This window comes from Variovorax sp. GW823-FHT04B03 (assembly GCF_058796495.1).
The window spans coordinates 20058-40297 of record NZ_JBXAIT010000001.1 but is presented as its reverse complement, the minus strand read 5'-3'; the positions used below and the strand labels follow the sequence as shown (position 1 = coordinate 40297).

General features: G+C 70.1%; 18 protein-coding genes and 1 riboswitch. Of the genes, 3 read left to right on the top strand and 15 right to left on the bottom strand.

The features are described 5' to 3' along the window. Nucleotides 1-17: 17 nt before the first annotated feature. Nucleotides 18-2780, bottom strand: coding sequence for a methionine synthase (gene metH, locus AC1RAD_RS00170; protein WP_307589746.1), 2763 nt, complete (start codon nucleotides 2778-2780; stop codon nucleotides 18-20). A 22-nt stretch (nucleotides 2781-2802) separates the two neighbouring features. Then, nucleotides 2803-2878: riboswitch (S-adenosyl-L-homocysteine riboswitch) on the bottom strand. Nucleotides 2879-3010: 132 nt separating this feature from the next. Between metH and AC1RAD_RS00165 the strand changes: the two genes are divergently transcribed. Together AC1RAD_RS00165 and AC1RAD_RS00160 are read left to right on the top strand one after the other, a co-directional pair. After that, on the top strand, nucleotides 3011-4066 hold the full coding sequence (locus AC1RAD_RS00165; RefSeq protein ID WP_235926910.1) for an esterase/lipase family protein: 1056 nt from the start codon (nucleotides 3011-3013) through the stop codon (nucleotides 4064-4066). 11 nt (nucleotides 4067-4077) lie between these two features. Beyond that, nucleotides 4078-4989 carry a lipase secretion chaperone gene (locus AC1RAD_RS00160; protein ID WP_492733282.1) on the top strand — a complete coding sequence of 304 codons (912 nt, stop codon included), beginning with the start codon at nucleotides 4078-4080 and terminating at the stop codon, nucleotides 4987-4989. Between the two features lie 21 nt (nucleotides 4990-5010). Here the strand turns inward: AC1RAD_RS00160 and AC1RAD_RS00155 are convergent, their stop codons facing one another. Continuing rightward, entirely contained in the window at nucleotides 5011-5448 is a 438-nt protein-coding gene (locus tag AC1RAD_RS00155) for a PACE efflux transporter (RefSeq protein WP_062473998.1), read from the bottom strand. A 102-nt stretch (nucleotides 5449-5550) separates the two neighbouring features. Here AC1RAD_RS00155 and AC1RAD_RS00150 point away from each other — a divergent pair, with 102 nt between their 5' ends. Further along, nucleotides 5551-6471, top strand: coding sequence for a LysR family transcriptional regulator (locus tag AC1RAD_RS00150; RefSeq protein ID WP_062474000.1), 921 nt, complete (start codon nucleotides 5551-5553; stop codon nucleotides 6469-6471). Nucleotides 6472-6477: 6 nt separating this feature from the next. Here AC1RAD_RS00150 and AC1RAD_RS00145 read toward each other — a convergent pair whose 3' ends face one another. The 13 genes from AC1RAD_RS00145 to hutH form a co-directional block, all read right to left on the bottom strand. Continuing rightward, nucleotides 6478-7242, bottom strand: coding sequence for an SH3 domain-containing protein (locus tag AC1RAD_RS00145; RefSeq protein ID WP_492733280.1), 765 nt, complete (start codon nucleotides 7240-7242; stop codon nucleotides 6478-6480). Between the two features lie 78 nt (nucleotides 7243-7320). Beyond that, a complete protein-coding gene (locus tag AC1RAD_RS00140) occupies nucleotides 7321-8370 on the bottom strand; it encodes a homocysteine S-methyltransferase family protein (RefSeq protein ID WP_070064057.1) in 1050 nt (349 codons plus the stop codon). Between the two features lie 56 nt (nucleotides 8371-8426). Further along, nucleotides 8427-9584 (bottom strand): histidinol-phosphate transaminase, encoded by a 1158-nt coding sequence (locus tag AC1RAD_RS00135; RefSeq protein ID WP_492733278.1) that lies wholly within the window; start codon nucleotides 9582-9584, stop codon nucleotides 8427-8429. After that, nucleotides 9581-10402, bottom strand: a complete 822-nt coding sequence (gene hutG / locus AC1RAD_RS00130; protein ID WP_062482294.1) for an N-formylglutamate deformylase — start codon at nucleotides 10400-10402, stop codon at nucleotides 9581-9583. Before hutG ends, AC1RAD_RS00135 begins: the two co-directional genes overlap by 4 nt. 6 nt (nucleotides 10403-10408) lie before the next feature. Continuing rightward, complete coding sequence (locus AC1RAD_RS00125) at nucleotides 10409-11791, bottom strand: formimidoylglutamate deiminase (protein ID WP_492733276.1); 1383 nt, start codon at nucleotides 11789-11791, stop codon at nucleotides 10409-10411. Continuing rightward, complete coding sequence (hutI, locus tag AC1RAD_RS00120; protein ID WP_492733274.1) at nucleotides 11788-13044, bottom strand: imidazolonepropionase; 1257 nt, start codon at nucleotides 13042-13044, stop codon at nucleotides 11788-11790. The genes AC1RAD_RS00125 and hutI overlap by 4 nt, the downstream gene beginning before the upstream one ends. A gap of 19 nt (nucleotides 13045-13063) precedes the next feature. Beyond that, complete coding sequence (locus AC1RAD_RS00115) at nucleotides 13064-13636, bottom strand: HutD/Ves family protein (RefSeq protein ID WP_492733272.1); 573 nt, start codon at nucleotides 13634-13636, stop codon at nucleotides 13064-13066. Beyond that, nucleotides 13633-14301: an amino acid ABC transporter permease gene (locus AC1RAD_RS00110; protein WP_062482282.1), complete on the bottom strand. Its 669-nt coding sequence runs from the start codon at nucleotides 14299-14301 to the stop codon at nucleotides 13633-13635. Before AC1RAD_RS00110 ends, AC1RAD_RS00115 begins: the two co-directional genes overlap by 4 nt. Nucleotides 14302-14308: 7 nt before the next feature. Next, nucleotides 14309-15061, bottom strand: a complete 753-nt coding sequence (locus tag AC1RAD_RS00105; protein WP_489060354.1) for a transporter substrate-binding domain-containing protein — start codon at nucleotides 15059-15061, stop codon at nucleotides 14309-14311. Nucleotides 15062-15113: 52 nt separating this feature from the next. Next, nucleotides 15114-15848 (bottom strand): IclR family transcriptional regulator, encoded by a 735-nt coding sequence (locus AC1RAD_RS00100; protein WP_070064051.1) that lies wholly within the window; start codon nucleotides 15846-15848, stop codon nucleotides 15114-15116. 133 nt (nucleotides 15849-15981) lie between these two features. Continuing rightward, nucleotides 15982-16821: a phytanoyl-CoA dioxygenase family protein gene (locus AC1RAD_RS00095; RefSeq protein ID WP_492733269.1), complete on the bottom strand. Its 840-nt coding sequence runs from the start codon at nucleotides 16819-16821 to the stop codon at nucleotides 15982-15984. A 71-nt stretch (nucleotides 16822-16892) separates the two neighbouring features. Then, complete coding sequence (gene hutU, locus AC1RAD_RS00090; RefSeq protein ID WP_354345161.1) at nucleotides 16893-18620, bottom strand: urocanate hydratase; 1728 nt, start codon at nucleotides 18618-18620, stop codon at nucleotides 16893-16895. Nucleotides 18621-18657: 37 nt separating this feature from the next. Continuing rightward, nucleotides 18658-20220: a histidine ammonia-lyase gene (gene hutH, locus AC1RAD_RS00085; protein WP_095951037.1), complete on the bottom strand. Its 1563-nt coding sequence runs from the start codon at nucleotides 20218-20220 to the stop codon at nucleotides 18658-18660. Nucleotides 20221-20240 lie beyond the last annotated feature (20 nt).

Below are 20240 nucleotides of genomic sequence, written 5' to 3'. Positions count from 1 at the left end.
CCGACCGGCCGGCAGGTTCAAAGGTTCGGCGCCAGCAGGCGCTCGAGCTCCGCTTCGCTCGTGCGGCGCCGCGCGGCCTGGTCCTGCAACTGGTCGTGCCCGATCTTGCCGACGTTGAAGTACGTCGCATCGGGGTGCCCGAGGTAGAAGCCGCTCACGCTGGCGGCGGGCATCATAGCGAGGCTCTCCGTCAGGGTCATGCCAATGTCCGCGCAGTTCAGAAGGTCGAACATCGGGCCCTTCACGCTGTGGTCGGGGCAGGCCGGGTAGCCGGGCGCGGGGCGGATGCCGCGGTACTTCTCGGCAATCATGTCGTCGTTGCTCAGGCCCTCGTGGGGCGCGTAGCCCCACAGGTCGGTGCGCACGCGGTGGTGCATGGCTTCGGCAAAAGCCTCGGCCAGCCGGTCGGCCAGGGCCTTGAGCATGATGGCCGAGTAGTCGTCGAGGTCGTCGATGAAGAACTTCTCTTTCTTCTCGACGCCCAGGCCGGCCGTGACGGCGAACACGCCGACGTAGTCCTTCACGCCGCTGTCCTTGGGGGCGACGAAGTCGGCCAGGCAGCGGCTGGGGCGCATCACGCCGTCGATCATCTGCTTCTCGGTCTGCTGGCGCATGCCGTACCAGGTGAGCGCGACTTCGCTGCGCGTCTCGTCGGTGTACAGCTCAATGTCGTCGTCGTTCACGGTGTTGGCGGGCCAGAAGCCGACCACGCCGCTGGCGCTGAGCCAGCGCCCTTCGATCAGGCGCTTGAGCATGCGCTGGCCGTCGGCGTACACGCGCACGGCCTCGGTGCCGACGATCTCGTCCTTCAGGATGGCGGGGAACGGGCCGGCCAGGTCCCAGGTCTGGAAGAACGGGCCCCAGTCGATGTACTTGGCCAGCTCGGTGAGGTCGAAGTTCTTGAACACGCGCCGGCCGATGAACTTGGGCACGGTGGGCACGAAGTTCGCGAAGTCGACGGGCGTCTTGTTGGCGCGCGCCTTGGCCAGCGGCCACATCGGCACCTGCTTCTTGTTGGCGTGCTGCGTGCGCACCTTCTCGTAGTCGGCGTTGATCTCGTCGATGTACGCGGTGGCCTGGTCCGAGAGCAGGCTCTGCGCCACGCTCACGCTGCGCGAGGCGTCGGGCACGTAGACCACGGGGCCCTCGTAGTGCGGCGCGATCTTCACGGCGGTGTGCACGCGGCTGGTGGTGGCGCCGCCGATGAGCAGCGGGATCTTCTTGATGCGGAAGTGGTCGTCCTTCTGCATCTCGCCGGCCACGTACTGCATCTCTTCGAGGCTGGGCGTGATGAGGCCCGACAGGCCCACGATGTCCGCGCCCTCGACCTTGGCCTTCGCCAGAATTTCGTGGCACGGGACCATCACGCCCATGTTCACCACTTCGAAGTTGTTGCACTGGAGCACGACGGTGACGATGTTCTTGCCGATGTCGTGCACGTCGCCCTTCACGGTGGCGATGATGATCTTGCCCTTGGTGCGCACGTCGCGGCCCGCGGCCTCGTCCTGGCGCTTTTCTTCCTCGATGTACGGAATGAGGTGGGCCACGGCCGACTTCATCACGCGCGCCGACTTCACCACCTGCGGCAGGAACATCTTGCCCTGGCCGAACAGGTCGCCCACGATGTTCATGCCGTCCATGAGCGGGCCTTCGATCACGTGCAGCGGACGCCCGCCCTTGGCGAGGATCTGCTGGTAGGCCTCTTCGGTGTCTTCGACGATGAAGTCGGTGATGCCGTGCACCATCGCGTGCGACAGGCGCTGGTTGACGTGCACCGGGTGCTCGGGCGTGCCACGCCATTCGAGCTTCTTGCTGTCGTCCTTGGCGCCGCTCTTGGCGGTCTCGGCCACCTCGACCAGGCGCTCGCCCGCGTCGGGGCGGCGGTTGAGCACCACGTCTTCCACGCGCTCGCGCAGCGTGGGTTCGAGGTCGTCGTACACGCCGACCATGCCGGCGTTGACGATGCCCATGTCCATGCCCGCCTGGATGGCGTGGTACAGGAACACGGTGTGGATGGCCTCGCGCACCGGGTCGTTGCCGCGGAAGCTGAAGCTCACGTTGCTCACGCCGCCCGACACCTTGGCGCCGGGCAGGTTCTCTTTGATCCAGCGCACGGCGTTGATGAAGTCGACCGCGTAGTTGTCGTGCTCCTCGATGCCGGTGGCGATGGCGAAGATGTTCGGGTCGAAGATGATGTCTTCGGGCGGAAAGCCCACTTCATCGACCAGCACGCGGTAGGCGCGCTCGCAGATCTCGATCTTGCGTGCGTAGGTGTCGGCCTGGCCCTTCTCGTCGAAGGCCATGACCACGGCGGCGGCGCCGTAGCGCTTGACCAGCTTGGCCTCGTGCTTGAACTTGTCGACGCCCTCCTTCATGGAGATCGAGTTGACGATGCCCTTGCCCTGGATGCAGCGCAGGCCGGCCTCGATGACCTCCCACTTGGAGCTGTCGACCATCACCGGCACGCGCGCGATGTCGGGCTCGCTGGCGATGAGGTTCAGGAAACGCACCATGGCGGCCTTGCTGTCGAGCATGGCCTCGTCCATGTTGATGTCGATCACCTGCGCGCCGTTCTCCACCTGCTGGCGCGCGACGGCCAGGGCGTCCTCGAACTGGCCGTTGAGGATCATGCGCGCGAAGGCCTTGGAGCCGGTGACGTTGGTGCGCTCGCCGATGTTGACGAACAGCGAGCCTTCGCCGATGGCGACCGGCTCGAGGCCGGACAGCTTCATGGGAGGGGGAGCGACGGGAGCGGAAACGGATGCGGGAATCTGGGACATGGCCTCACCTGCGGAAGAGTCGGACAGGCGAGCGTCGTTGTCGCCCCAAGCCTGACGATTCGCCTCTGTGGCGAACCGCTGCAACGCTCCTTGGGAAGTCGCGCATTTTAGGTCGATTCGATTGCGCCCTGGGAAAACCCCAGTTTTCATTCCTGCACGTGTCAACAGAATGCGCCCACCGTTTCTGAACGAACGTTCGTGTTTTTAACCAAACGTAAGGGAGTTCGCCGATGGCCAGGAAGTGGAATGTCCGGTTGCAGCATGCAGCCACCCCGATGCGCGCCGTGGCCTTGAGCTGCGGCCTCCTGGCCGCCGCGGCCCTCGCGGTTCACGCGCCACCAGCGCGTGCCGCCGCCGGCGACAGCGCCACGCGCGTCGAGGCCCGCGTCACCTCCGACACGGCGAAGACCAAATACCCGATCGTGCTGGTCCACGGCCTGCTGGGCTTCGACAACCTGCTGGGCGTCGACTACTTCTACGACATCCCCGGCAGGCTGGCCGCCGCGGGCGCCAAGGTGTACGTGGCGCAGGTGTCGGGCACCAACACCTCCGAGATCCGCGGCGAGCAGCTGCTGCAGGAGCTCAAGACCATCCGCGCGCTGGAGCAGAACCCGACGCTCAAGTTCAACCTCATCGGCCATTCGCAGGGCTCGCCCACGGTGCGCTACGTGGCGGCGGTGGCACCCGACATGGTGGCCTCGGTCACGTCGGTGGGCGGCGCCAACGGCGGCTCGAAGGTGGCCGACCTGCTCGCCAAGCTGCCCGAAGGCGGCATCGGCCAGACCCTGGTGGTGAAGGCCGTCGGCCTGCTGACGGGGCTGATCGGCTTTCTCTCGGGCAAGGACCCGAGCCAGCTGCCCGAAGTGCCGCTGAACGCGCTGGCCTCGCTGACCACGGCAGGCGGCGCGGCCTTCGACGCCAAGTTCCCGCAGGGGCGCCCCGCGCCGGGCTCGTCGTGCGACGTGAAGAGCGGTGCGGCCGTGGCCAACGGCGTGCGCTACTACTCGTGGTCGGGCGTGTCGACCAGCTTCAACCTGTTCGACCCGAGCGACACGGCGCTGTCGACGCTGGGCAGCCTGTTCTTCTTCGGCGAGGCCAACGACGGCCTGCTCGCGGTCTGCACCACGCGCCTGGGCACCCACCTGGGCGACTACCGCCAGAACCACCTGGACGAGGTGAACCAGGCCTTCGGCAACACCTACGGCAGCCAGTTCCCGTACTACGAGAAGAAGCCGCCGGAGCTGTTCAGGGAGCAGGCCGCGCGACTCAAGAGCGCGGGGCTCTGAGGACGCTGCGCATGCGCGGTGTGGCCTTGACCATCGGCGCCGTCGCGCTGGTGGCCGCGGGGACCGGCTGGCTGGCGCTCGGCCCCGGGGCGGTCGATGCGCCGCAGGCCGCCGCGCCCCGCGCCACGGCGGCGGTCGCGGTGCCCGGCGCGCCCCCCCCGGTGCCGCAAGCTGCGGCGGCCCCCGACGCCCTGCTCACCAGCGACCTCATCACCCTCTTCGACCAGGTGCTTGCCGAAGCGCAGGCCGACAGCAAGGCCACGCTGATGGCCCGCGCGCCCGCCCTGCTCGCCCAGCGCCTGCGCGAAGACTGGCGCGTGCGCGCGCTGGGCCTGCTCGAGCGCTACGTCGACATGCAGGAAGCCCTGCGCGCCCTGCAGCCGCCCGCGCCCGGCGACCCGGCCTTTTTGCGCCGCAGCCTGGAGGCGCGCGAGGCGGTGCGCCGTCAGTTCTTCGCGCCCGAGGAAATCGAAGGCCTGTTCGGCGACCAGATCCGGCAGGACCGGTTCATGGCCGAGAAGATGGAGTTGCTGTCCAACCCCGACCTCACGCCCGAGCAGCGCGCCGCGGCGCTGGCCCAAAGCGAGCAGGCCTGGCTGTCGCCGGCGCAGCGCGAGGTGCGCAAGGAGGCGGTGGCCCATCTGGACGTGATGCGCCAGACCGAGGCGCTGCAGGCGCGCGGCGCCAGCCCCCAGGAGCGCTTTGCCGCGCGCAGCGAGGCCTACGGCTACGAGGTGGCGCGCGGCCTGGCCACGCTCGACCAGGAAACCCAGGAATGGAACGCCCGGCTCGACCGCTACGCCAGCGCGCCCGAGGCCGAGCGGGCCCAGCTGCGCGAGACGCTCTTCAACGAGAACGAGCGCCTGCGCCTGAGCGGTGCCCTGGCGATGCGCTCGGCTGCCGCGTCCAAGCCGGCGAAGTGAATCGGCTAAGTAAGCGCAGGCTTACGCAGGTTGCGCTTCGCCCATGGCCGAGGCCGGCAGGCCGAACACGCGGTCGAAGGCCCAGTTGAAGACGAAGGTGTAGACCAGGAAGAACACCACCAGGCCCAGGTCCATCACCAGCGCCTGCCAGAGCGACACGCCCAGGCCCCAGGCCAGCATCGGCACCAGGAAGGCGATCAGGCCGCCCTCGAAGCCGATGGCGTGGGCGATGCGGCGCTTCAGGCTGCGCCCGCGCACCGCCTGGCGCGACTCCCAGCGCTCGAACAGGGCGTTGAAGGTCAGGTTCCAGATCACCGCGATCACCGAGGCGCCCACCGCCAGCAGGCCCGAGTGGCCAAGCCCCGCGTCCGACATCAGGGCCAGGCCGGCGCTGGCCGCCACGATGGCGATGCCCTCGTAGAGGGAGATGTAAACGATCCGACGCTGAAGGCCCTGCATGACTGTTTCTCTGTGTGTTTGACTGCGATGGAGGGACTTTATTTGCTTTTAGTTGATATAAAAAGTTAACTTATTTCAGTTTTATTGATAGATCGGGGCGCCATGGCTTTCTCCAGCGACAACGTCGAGGTCTTCCTGGCCGTGATCGACCACGGCTCGTTCTCGGCCGCCGCGCGGGCGCTGCGCAAGGTGCCGTCGGCCGTGAGCATGGCCATCGCCAACCTGGAGGCCGAGCTGGCGCTGCCGCTGTTCGACCGCAGCGGCCGCGAGCCCCAGCCCACGTCGGCTGCGCGCTCGCTCGAACCGCAGGCGCGGCTGCTCGCGGCCCAGTTGCGGCAGTTGCAGGTGCAGGCGCTGGCGCTCACGCAGGGGCTGGAAGACCGGCTCACGTTGGCCATCGCGCCCGAACTGCTGGCGGCGCCATGGAGCGGGCCGCTCGCCGCGCTGGCCGACGACTACCCTCTGCTGCAGGTCGAGGTGCTGGCCGCGCCGCAGGCCGATGCGCTGGCGCTGCTGCACAGCGGCCGGGCGCAGCTGGCGCTGGTGTTCGAGCGCCCCAGCCTCGACGGCCGCGAGGGCTTCCAGGAGGTGGGCAGCGACACCATGGTGGCCGTGATGGCGCCCGAGCACCCGGTGCTGCGCGCGGCGGCCGGCGGGCGCCTGCGCGAGGAGCACCTGACGAACACGCGCCAGATCGTGGTCGCGGGGCGCGACCTGGCCACCAGCGACCCGCGCTTCGTGTTCGCCCGGCATGTCTGGCGCACCGACAACGCGCTGGCCGCGCTGAGCCTGATCACCGCCGGGCTGGGCTGGGGCTGGCTGCCGCGCAACTTCGCGCGGCCGCACGTGGCGGCGGGCGCGCTGGTCGAGATCCCGTTCGAGAACCTCAGCAACGGGCTGGACCTGTGGGTGGACGTGGTGTGGTCGCGCGAACGGCCGCTGGGCCTGGGCGCGCAGCGCTTCGTGGCGCTGATCGCACGCGACCGGCAGGCGGCGGCCGGCATCGGGACGCCGGCCGTGTGAGCCGGGTCAATTCTTTCCGTGGCCGTGGCCGTGCCCGCCTCCACCGCCGTGCCCACCGCCCCCGCCGTGCGGACGCCCTCCTCCACCCCCGCCGCCCCCACCGGGCCGGCCGCCGCCCGGATGCGGATGCGACACGCCCGGTGGCGGCCCGGGCCGGAAGCCCGGCTGCGGTCGCGGCGGGCGGAACCCGGGGTCGACGGGCGGCCGGATGCCCGGCCCGTGCGGGGGACGAACCCCGGGCCCATGAGGCGGACGGACCCCAGGTCCGTGGGGCGGACGCACGCCAGGCCCCGGCCAGGGCCGCGGCTGCCAGCCCGGGTGCACGGGCGGCGGCGGACGCCAACCCGCGATCGGCGGCGGCGGGGGCCGGTGGCCCCACCAGCGCCGGTCGCCGTACCAGGGGCGGTCGCGGTAGTAGTCGGCCCAGTAGCTGCCGATCACGAAGCTCACGATCGGCACGCCGATGACCGCGCCGTAGGTGGCCAGCGGCACGCGCTGCTGCTGGTAGGCGTAGTCGAGGTTCCTGGCCCAGACCCAGCCGCGCCCGCCGTCGGGCAGCACCACGTCGCACCAGCCGTAGCCGCTGGTGCAGCCGACCACGTCGACCGGCTGCCCCGGCCCGAGCCGCGCCACCAGCGGGTAGTCGCCCGAGGGCCCGGCGCGCAGGTTGACCGCGCCGCGCGTGAAGGCCTGCTGCGCCGCCGCCGCGAACGGCAGCAGCAGGACGAGCGCGCCCAAGGCAGCGCGGCGCAAGAAGGATGTGGCGTTCATGGGAGGCTCCTGTGCGCCCCAGCGTAGGCGTGGGGCGGGGAGCCGTCAATCAGCCGAGGGCGCGCGCGGCGCCCGGCTTCAGGCGGCTTCTTTGTAGAAGCCGTTGCTGTTCAGGAGACGGCCCTTCGCAGGCGCCACCGCTGCACCGATCGCCGCGATGTGGTCCGGCGTCGTGCCGCAGCAGCCGCCCACGATGTTCACCAGCCCCTCGGCCGCGAACTCGTGCAGCAGGCGCGAGGTGACGTCGGGCGTCTCGTCGAAGCCGGTGTCGCTCATCGGGTTGGGCAGGCCGGCGTTCGGGTAGCAGCTGATGTAGGTGTCGCCCGCCACGCGCGCCAGCTCCTGGATGTAGGGGCGCATCAGCGTCGCGCCCAGCGCGCAGTTCAGCCCGATGGCCAGCGGCTGCGCATGGCGCACGCTGTGCCAGAAGGCCGTGACGGTCTGGCCGCTGAGGATGCGGCCCGAGGCGTCGGTCACCGTGCCGCTGATGATCAGCGGCAGGCGCTGGCCGCTGTTGTCGAAGTACTCGTCCACCGCGAACAGCGCGGCCTTGGCGTTGAGCGTGTCGAAGATGGTCTCGACCAGGATCACGTCGGCGCCGCCTTCGACCAGCGCCTCGGTCTGCTCGTAGTACGCCGCGCGCAGCGATTCGAAATCGACATTGCGCGCGCCGGGGTCGTTCACGTCGGGGCTGATGCTGGCCGTCTTGGGGGTCGGGCCGAGGGCGCCGGCCACGAAGCGCGGCTTGTCCGGCGTGCTGTACTTGTCGCAGGCCGCGCGCGCCAGCTTGGCCGACTCGAGGTTCATCTCGCGCGCCAGGTGGGCCATCTTGTAGTCCTCCTGCGCGATGGTGGTGGCGCCGAAGGTGTTGGTCTCGATGAGGTCGGCACCGGCCGCGAGGTAGGCCTCGTGGATGTCGGTGATGACGTCGGGGCGCGTGAGCGACAGCAGCTCGTTGTTGCCCTTCACGTCGCGCTCGAAGTCCTTGAAGCGCTCGCCGCGGTATTGCTCTTCGGTGAGCTTGAAGCGCTGGATCATCGTGCCCATCGCGCCGTCGAGGATGGCAATGCGGTTGGCGAGGATGCCCGGCAGCGCCTGGCCGCGGGTATAGATGAGGGGCTTGGTCATGTCCGCGATTGTAAAAACCCCGGTCTGGCCCGGCGCGCAGGCGGGTCTTGCCGGCGTCAGCCTTGCCCGCCCGCGATCTCCGCCAGCGCCTGCACGAAGCGCGCGTTGTCCGCGTCGGTGCCCACCGACACGCGGATGAAGGTCTCGAAGCCCGGCTCCTTCCAGGGCTTGACGATGATCCCGCGCGCCAGCAGGGCCTCGTTGACCGGCGCGTTGGGCCGCCCGAGATCGACGAACAGGAAGTTGGCCGCCGAAGGCGCGATGCGCAGGCCCGGCCAGACCGACCCGGCCAGGGCGCGCAGCTGCGCCGCCAGCGCCTCGCGCTGTTGCACGGTGCGCGCCACCGCCTGCGCCATGAAGGCCTCGTCGCCCCAGGCCGCCAGCGCCGCGGCCTGCGCCGCCAGGTTCACGTTGAAGGGCGTGCGCACGCGGTCGAGCAGCTGCACCAGCGCCGCGTCGGACGCAATGCCGTAGCCCACGCGTAGGCCGGCCAGGCCCCAGGCCTTGGAGAAGGTGCGCAGCACGATCCAGGGGGCGCGGCCTTCGCCGGCCGCCTGCCATGCGCGCAGCAGGGCGAGCACGTCGGGGTAGCCGGGCGCCAGCCGCGCATATTCGTAGTAGGCCTCGTCCACCACCAGCAGCGTGCCCGCGGGCACCGCCGCGAGCAGGCGCGCGAAGTCGCTCGCATCGAACATGCAGCCGACCGGGTTCGAGGGGTTGGCCAGCATCACCACCTTGGGCCCGCGCGCGAGCGCGGCGCACCAGGCGTCGACGTCGAAGCCGAGTTCCGGCGTGAGCGTCAGCAGCTCGACCTGCGCGCCCATCATGCGCGGGTAGATCTCGTGCAGGCCGAAGGCCGGGCGCTGCGTGAGCACGCGGTCGCCCGGCGACAGCAGCGCCTGGCACAGCATCTGCAGGATGTCCTCGGAGCCGTTGCCGATCACCACCTCGCCGGGCTGCGCGCCGGTGCGCTGCGCGATGGCGGCACGCAGCGCCGTGGAGTTGGCGTCGGGATAGGTGCCCGCGCGCGCCGCCAGGTCGACCAGCGCCCGCGCCACCGCGGGGCTGGGGCCGTACGGGTTCTCGTTGCTCGCCAGCCGCGCGATCTCGCTGACGCCGTAGCGCGCGCGCACGGCGTCCGAGGACAGCCCCGCGTTGTAGGGCGGCAGCGGTGGCACCTCGGGGCGCGCGAACGCGTGGATGGCGGCGCTCACCGGGCGCCGCCTTCGACGAAGGCCAGCACCGCTTCCAGCATCCGGCGCACGTGCGGCTTCACGCCCGCGGCCACGTCGGGCAGGTAGTCGAAGGGCAGCGCTTCCTGCATGTAGCTGGACTGGGTCATCTCCAGCTGCACCGCGTGCACGCCGCCGGCCGGGTTGCCGTACTGGCGCGTGATGTGGCCGCCCTTGAAGCGGCCGTTGAGCACGCCGGTGTAGCCCGGCGCCGATTCGGCGATGCCGCGCAGCGTGGCGGCCAGCGCGGGGTCGCAGCTCTTGCCGTCGGCGGTGCCCAGGTTCAGGTCGGGCAGCTTGCCTTCGAAGAAGCGCGGCAGCACGGAGCGGATGGAGTGCGCGTCCCACAGCGCGACGGTGCCGTGCGCGGCCGTGAGGCGATCGAGCTCGGCCTGCAGCTGCTGGTGGTATGGGCGCCAGACGGCCTCGCGGCGTTCGGCAACTTCTTCGTCGGACGGGTGGTCTTCGGGCTTCGCGTAGACCGGCGTGTCATCGAAGGTGTCGACCGGGCACAGGCCGGTGACGCTCTGGCCCGGGTACAGGCTGGCGCCGTCCGGCGGACGGTTCAGGTCGACCACGTAGCGCGAGTGCGTGGCCACGAGCACCGAGGCGCCGAGTGCGTCGGCGAAGTCGTAGAGCTGCTCGAGGTGCCAGTCGGTGTCGGGCACGTGGCGCGCCTCGTCGGTGAAGCGGGCGGCCAGTGCGGGCGGCACGTGCGTGCCGACGTGCGGCATCGAGATCAGCAGCGGGCGCGTGCCCTGGCGGAAGCGGAACGCCGGTTCGGTGGTGGTGAAGGCCATGGGAATTCAGTCCTTGAGGAGTTGGGTGCGCGCGGCAACGAAGGCGGCTGCGGCATCGCCATGCAGCGCGTGGCGCCCGGCCGTGACGCGCGGGCGGCCCGCCACCCAGACCGCGTCGACGGCCGAGGTGCGGTGGCTCGCGAACACATGGGCCGAGAGCATGTCAGGTGCCGACAGGCCCTGCAGCGCGAGGTGATGGGCATCGAGCACGACGAAGTCGGCCTGCTGCCCCGCGGCCAGCCCGCCGACCGCGCGGCCCGACGCCTGCGCCCCGCCCTGCACCGCTTCGAGCGTGAGCGCGGTGGCCACGTGCGGCTGCGCCGCGCTGGCGCCGACGTTGCGCTGGCGCCGGCCCAGGCGCTGGCTGTACTCGAGCATCAGCAACTCCTCGGCCGCGTTGACACTGGCATGGCTGTCGGAGCCCACGCCCCAGGCGCCGCCGTGGCTGCGCCAGCGCGCGAAGTCGAAGATGCCGTCGCCCAGGTTGGCCTCGGTGGTCGGGCACAGGCCCGCGACCGCGCCGCTCTGGGCGGCGTATTCGTACTCGGCGTCGTTCATGTGCGTGGCGTGCACGAGGCACCAGCGCGCATCGACGGCCGCGTGGTCGAGCAGCCATTCGACCGGGCGCAGGCCGCTCCACTCCACGCAGTCGTCCACTTCCTTCGTCTGCTCGGCGATGTGGATGTGGACCGGCGCGGTGCGGTCGATGGCGTCCAGGCCGGCGAGCGCCTCGCGCAGCGCCTCGGGCGGCACGGCGCGCAGCGAGTGCGGCGCCAGGCCCAGGCGCGCGCCCTGCGCGTCGCAGTCGGGCTTGAGCGCGTCAAGCAGGCGCAGCATCGATTCGGTCGAGCGGATGAAGCGGCGCTGCCCCTCGGTGGGCGGCTGGTCGCCGAAGCCGCTGGTCTGGTAGAGCACCGGCAGCAGCGTGAAGCCGATGCCGGTGTTCTGCGCGGCGCGCAGCAGCGCGCGGCTCAGCGCCGCGTCGTCGGCGTAGGGGCGTCCGTCGGTGTCGTGGTGCACGTACTGGAACTCGCACACACTGGTGTAGCCCGCCTCGAGCATCTCGGCGTAGAGCCAGGTCGCGATGGCCTCCATGTGCTGCGGGCCGAGGCGCGCGGCAAAGCGGTACATCAGCGTGCGCCAGCTCCAGAAGCTGTCCTGCTGCTCGGCGCGGTGCTCGGTGAGGCCCGCGAACGCGCGCTGGAAGGCGTGCGAATGCAGGTTGGGCATGCCGGGGATCACCGGGCCGGTCGCCACCTGAGCGCCCGCGGGCGGTTGCGCGCCGGCCTGCACCTGCGTGAGCTGGCCGGCGTCGTTCCACGACAGCAGGACGTTCTTGGTCCAGCCTGCGGGCAGCAGCGCATCGGCTGCGAAAAGCGTGTGTGTCATTCGGTGGCTCCGATGGCGATGCGTCCCTGGCGCACCACGGCGCGCACCGGCTGCTGGCCGAACCAGTAGGCCAGCTCGGCGGCGTCGTGCAGGTTCCAGAGCACGAAGTTGGCGGGCATGCCGGGCGCGATGGCACCGTGCGTGTCCTGCAGGCCCAGCGCGCGCGCGGCGTGCACGGTGACGCCGGCCAGCGCCTCGGGCACGGTGAGGCGGAACAGCGTGCAGGCCATGTTGACCATCAGCAGCAGGCTCAGCGTCGGCGAGGTGCCGGGGTTGTGGTCGGTCGACACGGCCATCGGCACGCCCGCGGCGCGCAGCGCGTCGATGGGCGGCAGGTGCGTGTCGCGCAGCGTGTAGTAGGCGCCGGGCAGCAGCACGGCCACGGTGCCCGACTGGCGCATGGCCGCGATGCCGTCGGCCGACAGGTGCTCGATGTGGTCGCACGACAGCGCGCCGTAGCGCGCGGCCAGCGCCGCGCCGCCCATGTCGGAGAGCTGCTCGGCATGCAGCTTCACGGGCAGGCCCAGCGCCTGGGCGGCTTGGAAGACCTGCTCGGTTTCCGCGAGCGAGAAGGCGATGCGTTCGCAGAACACGTCGACCGCATCGACCAGCCCTTCGGCGGCGAGCGCGGGCAGCATCTCCTTGCAGACGAGGTCGATGTAGTCGCCACTGCGGCCGGCGTATTCGGGCGGCAGCGCGTGCGCGCCGAGGAAGGTGGTGCGCACGGTGACGCCGTAGGCCTCGCCCAGTCGCCGCGCCACGCGCAGCTGCTTGCGCTCGTGTTCGAGCGCCAGGCCGTAGCCCGACTTGATCTCGATGGCGCAGACACCGTCGGCCAGCAGCTGCTCGAGGCGCGCGGCGGCCTGGGCGAACAGCGTGTCCTCGTCGGCCTCGCGCGTGGCGCGCACCGACGAGACGATGCCGCCGCCGGCCTTGGCCACCTCTTCGTAGGTGGCACCCGCCAGCCGCATCGCGAACTCGTTGGCGCGCTGGCCGCCGTAGACCAGGTGCGTGTGGCAGTCGACGAGACCGGGCGTGACGAGCGCACCGCCGCCGTCGTGCGGCGCGAGCCCCGCGAATTCGGCGGGCACATCGGCGCGCGCGCCGACCCAGCGGACCGTGCCCTGCGCGACCACGAGGGCGGCTTCGGCGTCGGGCGCCAAGGTGACGCCGGGCGCCGCACCGGGCGCCAGGCGCAGGCCGGTCCACAGGCCGTCGGCCGAGGGGAATTCGCTGGGGGGTGTCATCGTCATCTCCTTTTTCTGTGGCCGCTCAGGCCGGCACGAAGCGCACGGCCACCAGCCGCGTGCCGTCGCTCGCCGGTGCGGCCTGCCATGCCTGCGCGGCGTCGGTCCAGCACAGGCCGTCGCCGTCGCCCAGGGCTTCGCCGTCATTCAAGCGCCACTCGCCGCGCAAGGCCAGCAGCACGCCGTGCGGCGCGGGCGCGATGTCGGCGGCGCGTTCCAGCACCTGCACGTCGGCACGCCACTGGCCGCCGCGCGCCATCACGTTGAAGTCGTTCGAGGCGCCGCCGAGCAGCGTGCAGTCGATCGGGTCGTCGCCCGAGAAGGCGAAGGGCTGGTGCGGCACGTCGAGCCGGTGCGACACGCGGCCGTCGTGCGTGAAGAGGCGCACGCCGTCGCCTTCGAGCAGCATGATCTGGCGGTCGATGCCCGGGAACACCGAGAACGGGCCGGGCGACGCGATGGTGGCGATGCTCACGCGCCAGCCGAAGCTGTCGAGCCCCGCGCCTTGCGGCCAGCTGGCGATTTCCTGCGTGGTGCCGCCGCCGTTCTTCCAGGGCGTGGCGCGCAGGGTCGCGCGCGAAAAACGCTGCACGCTCATCGCATCAACCCGCCCTGGCGCAGCTTCTGTTCGAAATGCCGCAGGATCAGGGTCATCGTGCCCGTGAGCATGAAGTACACGAGCGCGATGGCCAGGTACACCTCGAGCGAGCGGTACGACACGCTGATGATCTTCTGGCCTTCGTGCATCACGTCATGGATGGTCAGGAGCGACACCAGCGCCGAGTTCTTGATGAGCGCGATGAACTCGTTGCCCAGCGGCGGAATCATGCGCACCACGGCCTGCGGCAGCACGATCTGGCGCATGGCCACGCCGGGCGTCATGCCCAGCGATTGCGCGGCCATGGTCTGGCCTTTGTCGATCGACTGGATCGCGCCGCGCACGATCTCGGACACGTAGGCGCCCGAGTACACGCCGAGCCCCAGCACGCCGCACACAAAGGCGGGCAGCAGGATGCCGAAGTGCGGCAGGCCGAAGAACAGGATGAACAGCTGCACCAGCAGCGGCGTGCCGCGAATCGCCGCCACGTAGGCGGTGCACACGCCGTAGATCCAGCGCCGCTTCGGGTTCAGCCGGCCGATGCCGACCAGCAGGCCCAGCACGCAACCCAGGGCCAGCGCGCAAGCGGTGATCTCCACCGTGACCAGCGCGCCGCGCAGCAGGTCGGGCCAGCCCTGCCAGACGGGCGAGAAATCGAAGTCCATGGCGCGCTTACTTGGCGGTGGCGCTGAACCACTTCTTGACGATGGCGGCGTAGGTGCCGTCGGCCTTGAGCTTCTCGATCGCGCCGTTCACGGCCTTGGTGAGCTCGGGCGTGTCCTTGCGGATGGCCATGCCGTATTCCTCGGTGGTGATCTGCTCGTCGAGCACCTTCAGGCCGCCGCGCGTGCGCACGTACTGGAAGGCGGCGGGCTTGCCGGTGACGGCGGCGTCGGCGCGGCCGATGTCCACGAGGTTGAACATCTCCTGGTTCTTCTCGACTTCCATCAGCTGCACCTGCGGGAATTTCTCCTTGGTGTAGGCCACCGACTTGGTGCCCACCTGCACGCTGACCTTCTTGCCGTTGATGTCGGCCGGTTTCTTGATGGTCGTGTTGCCGTCCTTCACCATGACCACGAGGCCGCCGGCGTAGTACGGCACGGTGAAGTCGACGACCTTCTTGCGCTCGTCAGTGATGTAGATGCCCGACACGGCCATGTCGAAGCGCTTGGAAATGAGGCCCGGCACGAGGCCCTTGAAGTCGATGTCGATCCACTCGATCTTGCGGCCCAGCGTCTTGCCGATGGCCTCGACCAGTTCCACGTCGAAGCCGGTGCGCTTGCCGTTTTCCACGAACTCCATCGGCGGGAAGGTAGCGTCGGTGGCCACGCGCAGCGGCTCGCCCTGGGCTTGCGCGGCGCCAGCGAAACCGAAGAAAGCGAGGCCGGACAGGGCGGCGGCGACGAGGGTGCGACGGGTGTTCATGGGAGGGCTTTCGTGGAGGTGAGGGAGGGAGAAAGAAAAAGAAAAGCGGCGACTACTGCAGTGCGCGCGAGATGCGGGCCGCCGTGACGACGGTCATGTGGACCAATGCAGCTTCCATGCCTTCGACGCGCGTGAGTGGCGCCATCAGCGTGATCGCCCCGCGCAGGCGACGGCCCGCGGCCAGCACCGGCGCGCTCGCGCCCCACACGCCGGCATCGACCTCGCCGTGCGTCACGGCATGGCCGGCGGCGCGGATGGCGTCGAGTTCGGCGGCGCGCTCGGCGCGGCGTTCGGGGGCTTCGTCCAGGCCGTCGAGCAGCAGGTCGCGCGCGTCGTCGGGCGCGTGGGCCAGCAGGCACTTGGCGCTGGCGCCGTCGCGCGCGGGCACGCTGCGGCCGCGGTCGAAGGAGCAGCGCAGCGACTGTTCGCTGTCGATCATCTCCAGGCACACGACGCGTTCGTTCACCAGGGTGACGAGCGCGACGCTCTCGTGGCTTTGCTGCGCCAGCACGCGCATGTCGGCGCGCGCGGCCATCACGAGGTCGGAGTTGCCGTCGAAGCCGCTGGCCAGCTGCACGCTGACGGGCCCCGGCGAGTAGCGGCCCTCGGACTCCATCACGAAGCCCCAGCGGCGCAGGGTGGCGACCTGGCGGTACAGCGTGCTCTGCGACAGGCCGGTGGCCTGCACGAGCTCGGCCGCCGTCATCGCCGCCTTGCTTTGCGCCAGCACCGACAGCACGAACAGCGCGCGGTCGTTGTGGGCGGGAGCGTCAAGGGGGGTCGTCATCGGGGGCAATCGCTGGGCGGTCGAAAGTGGATGCGGCGTGCAGTATCTTGCTCGCCGTTCTCACGACCAAGCCCGAATTCCCACGCGATGGGAATGAGCGCGTTTTTTCTTTCTACCTTCGTCTTACCGGGGCTCAGCGCACCAGCAGCGGAAAGAGCGGATCGTCCATCGGCGTGCCGGCCGGCAGGCGCTCGGCCAGGCCCGGGAAATCGGGCGAGGTCTTCCAGCTGCGCGGCGCGTGGCGGATGTCGTCGCCCATAAAGCGCACCGAGAACACGCGGCGCCGGTTCGGCCCTTCGACGCCGGCCGCCGCATGCAGCGTGAGCATGTGGAAGCAGACGAAGTCGCCGGGCTCGATGTCCCAGCCGACGATCGGAAAGCGCTCGCGCGCGCCCTCGATGTCGGGCAGGTCGTCGAGGCTGCCTTCGGGGAACCACTTGGCGTGGTTGTCCATGAAGGTGCGCGGCATCAGCCACGGCCCCTTGTGGGAGCCGGCCACGAACTCGAGCGTGGCGGCACGCGACACCGGATCGACCGGAATCCACATGCTGACGTTCTGCATGCCCTCGATGTTGTAGTAGGGCTGGTCCTGGTGCCACGGCGTGCGCTGGCGCGTGCCGGGCTCCTTCACGAGCAGGTGGTCGTGGTACAGGCGCACGGTGTCCGAGCCCATGAGCCGCTGCGCGAGTTGCGCCAGCGGCGCCTGCCGGATGAAGCGGCCGAAGGCGTCGATCTCCTGCCAGTTGCAGAAGTCCTCGAAGAAGCGGCCCGGGTCGTCGGGCCGGCTCGCGACCTTGGCGCGCGGGCTGGGCGCCGCCAGGTTCGCCTCGATGCCGTCACGCAGCAGCGCGAGTTCGTCGGCCGTGAGCAGCTGGCGGATGCAGACCGCGCCGTCGCGCTGGAACTGCGCCACCAGCGCGTCGTCCACGCGTTCGCGCACGCGGCGCTGCAGGTCGCAAGCATCGAGGGTCATCGTCGGGTCTCCTTCGTGTGTCGGGTGTCGGGTGACCCGCTTTTTTACTTCACCTGCAGCGCCTGCCGGCGTTACTTGATCATCGGCAGCTTCAGGCCCTGCTTCTTCGCCGTGGCCACGGCGATGTCGTAGCCCGCGTCGGCATGGCGCATGACGCCGGTGGCCGGGTCGTTGAAGAGCACGCGCCCGATGCGCTTGGCCGCCGCGTCGGTGCCGTCGCACACGATCACCACGCCCGAGTGCTGCGAGTAGCCCATGCCCACGCCGCCGCCGTGGTGCAGGCTGACCCAGGTCGCGCCGCCGGCCGTGTTGAGCAGGGCGTTGAGCAGCGGCCAGTCGGAGACGGCGTCGGTGCCGTCCTTCATGGCTTCGGTCTCGCGGTTCGGGCTGGCGACCGAGCCGGTGTCCAGGTGGTCGCGGCCGATGACGATCGGGCCCTTGAGCTCGCCGTTCTTCACCATCTCGTTGAAGGCCAGGCCGGCGATGTGGCGTTCGCCCAGGCCGAGCCAGCAGATGCGCGCGGGCAGGCCCTGGAAGGCGATGCGCTCGCGCGCCATGTCGAGCCAGCGGTGGGTGTGGGTGTTCTCGGGGAACAGCTCCTTGATCTTGGCGTCGGTCTTGTAGATGTCTTCCGGATCGCCCGAGAGCGCCACCCAGCGGAACGGGCCCTTGCCTTCGCAGAACAGCGGGCGGATGTAGGCCGGCACGAAGCCCGGGAAGTCGAAGGCGTTCTTCACGCCTTCGTCGAACGCGACCTGACGGATGTTGTTGCCGTAGTCGACCGTGGGGATGCCCATGGCCTGGAAGTCGAGCATGGCCTGCACGTGCACGGCGCACGACTTGGCGGCGGCCTTCTTCAGGGCGTCGTGTTGCGACGCGTCCTTCATGGCGGCCTGCCACTGCGGCACGCTCCAGCCCGAGGGCAGGTAGCCGTTGATCAGGTCGTGCGCGGAGGTCTGGTCGGTCACGAGGTCGGGCTTGAGGCCACCGGCCTTCGCGCGCTTGACCAGCTCGGGCAGGATGTCGGCCGCGTTGCCCAGCAGCGCGATCGACACGGCTTCCTTGGCATCGCAGTGCTGCTGGATCAGTTCGAAGGCGTGGTCGATGTCGCGCGCCTGCTTGTCGACGTAGCGCGTGCGCAGGCGGAAGTCGATGCTCGACTGCTGGCACTCGATGTTCAGCGACACGGCGCCGGCCAGCGTGGCCGCGAGCGGCTGCGCGCCGCCCATGCCGCCCAGGCCGGCCGTGAGGATCCACTTGCCCGCGAGGCTGTTGTTGTAGTGCTGGCGGCCGGCTTCGACGAAGGTCTCGAAGGTGCCTTGCACGATGCCCTGGCTGCCGATGTAGATCCAGCTGCCCGCCGTCATCTGGCCGTACATGAAGAGGCCCTGGCGGTCGAGCTCGTTGAAGTGCTCCCAGTTGGCCCACTTCGGCACGAGGTTCGAATTGGCGAGCAGCACGCGCGGTGCATCGGCATGCGTCTTGAACACGCCCACGGGCTTGCCCGACTGGATGAGCAGCGTCTCGTCGTCTTCCAGTTCCTTCAGCGAGGCGAGGATCTGGTCGTAGCAGGCCCAGTCGCGCGCGGCGCGGCCGATGCCGCCGTACACCACGAGGTCTTGCGGACGCTCGGCCACCTCGGCGTCGAGGTTGTTCTGCAGCATGCGGTACGGCGCTTCGGTGAGCCAGCTCTTGCAGTTCAGCTCGGTGCCGCGCGGGGCGCGGATCACGCGGGTCGGGTCATGGCGCGGATCGGCGCCGGTGGGGGTGTTCAGGGCGAATTTGTCGGGTGCATTCATGGCGTGGTTCTCCTTGTCGGGTGGCAGTCGGTACGGATCACTTCGAGTGGCTGGGCAGGATGTCGAGCAGCGCGGCCGGCAGGTCGGCCGCGAGCGCCCACAGGCGCATGGCTTCGATGTCGGGTGCGAGGTAGCGGTCGGTCTCGAGGAACGCGACCTTCTGGCGGATGCGGGCGAATTCCGCTTCGACCAGCGGCGAACTCTTCAGCTTGCGCTTGAGTTCGATGCCCTGGGCGGCGGCCATCGCTTCGATGCCCACCACCACGGCGGTGTTGTTGACCATGTCGCCCAGGCGGCGCGCCGCGAAGGTGGCCATCGACACGTGGTCTTCCTGGTTGGCCGAGGTCGGCAGGCTGTCGACGCTGGCGGGGTGCGCGTGCGACTTGTTTTCCGAGGCGAGCGCGGCGGCCGTGACCTGCGCGATCATGAAGCCGGAGTTCAGGCCGCCGTCGCGCACCAGGAAGGGCGGCAGGCCCGACAGGCCGCTGTCGAGCAGCAGCGCGAGGCGGCGCTCGGCGATGGCGCCGACTTCGCTCACGGCCAGCGCAATGATGTCGGCCGCGAAGGCGACGGGCTCGGCGTGGAAGTTGCCGCCCGAGATCACCTCGCCGGTGTCGCAGAACACGAGCGGGTTGTCCGATGCGGCGTTGGCTTCGATGACCAGCACGCGCGAGGCGTGGGCCAGGTTGTCGAGGCAGGCGCCCATCACCTGCGGGATGCAGCGCACCGAGTACGGGTCCTGCACGCGGCCGCAGTCGGCGTGCGAGGGCACGATCTCGCTGCCGTCGAGCAGCGTGCGCACGGCGCCGGCCACGGCGATCTGGCCGGGCTGGCCGCGCGCGGCGTGGATGCGGGCGTCGAAGGGCTTGATCGAACCCTGGATGGCTTCGAGCGACAGCGCGCCCGACATCAGCGCGGCGGCGAACACGTCTTCGGCGCCGAACAGGCCGGCCAGCGCCAGCGCGGTCGACACCTGCGTGCCGTTGAGCAGCGCCAGGCCTTCCTTGGGGCCGAGCACGAAGGGTTCGAGGCCGATGCTGCGCATGGCTTCGGCGCCGCTCACCTTCTTGCCGTCGGCCAGCGTGGCTTCGCCTTCGCCGATGAGCACGCAGGCCATGTGGGCCAGCGGCGCGAGGTCGCCCGAGGCACCGACCGAGCCCTTGCACGGGATGCTGGGCGTGACGCCGGCGTTGAACAGCGCCAGCAGCGCATCGACCAGCGCGGGCCGCACGCCCGAGTGGCCGCGCGCCAGGCTCACGGCCTTGGTCGCGAGGATCATGCGCACCACCGGCGCGGCCAGCGGCTCGCCCGTGCCCACGCTGTGCGAGAGCACGAGGTTGCGCTGCAGCTCGGCCAGGTGGTCGTTGCCGATGCGCGTGCTGGCGAGCTTGCCGAAGCCGGTGTTGATGCCGTAGACCACCTCGTCGTTCTCGACGATGTGGCGCACCGCGGCCTCGGCCTTGGCCATGCCGTCCTGCACCGACGGGTCGAGCGCAAGGTGCACGCCGCCGGCCTGGATGCGTCGCAGCATCGCAAGGTCGACCTTGCCGGGCGTGAGGGTCAATGTGGCGTGGGAAGTGGCGGTGTGATTGCTTGGCATGTGAACCTGTCTATACAAGT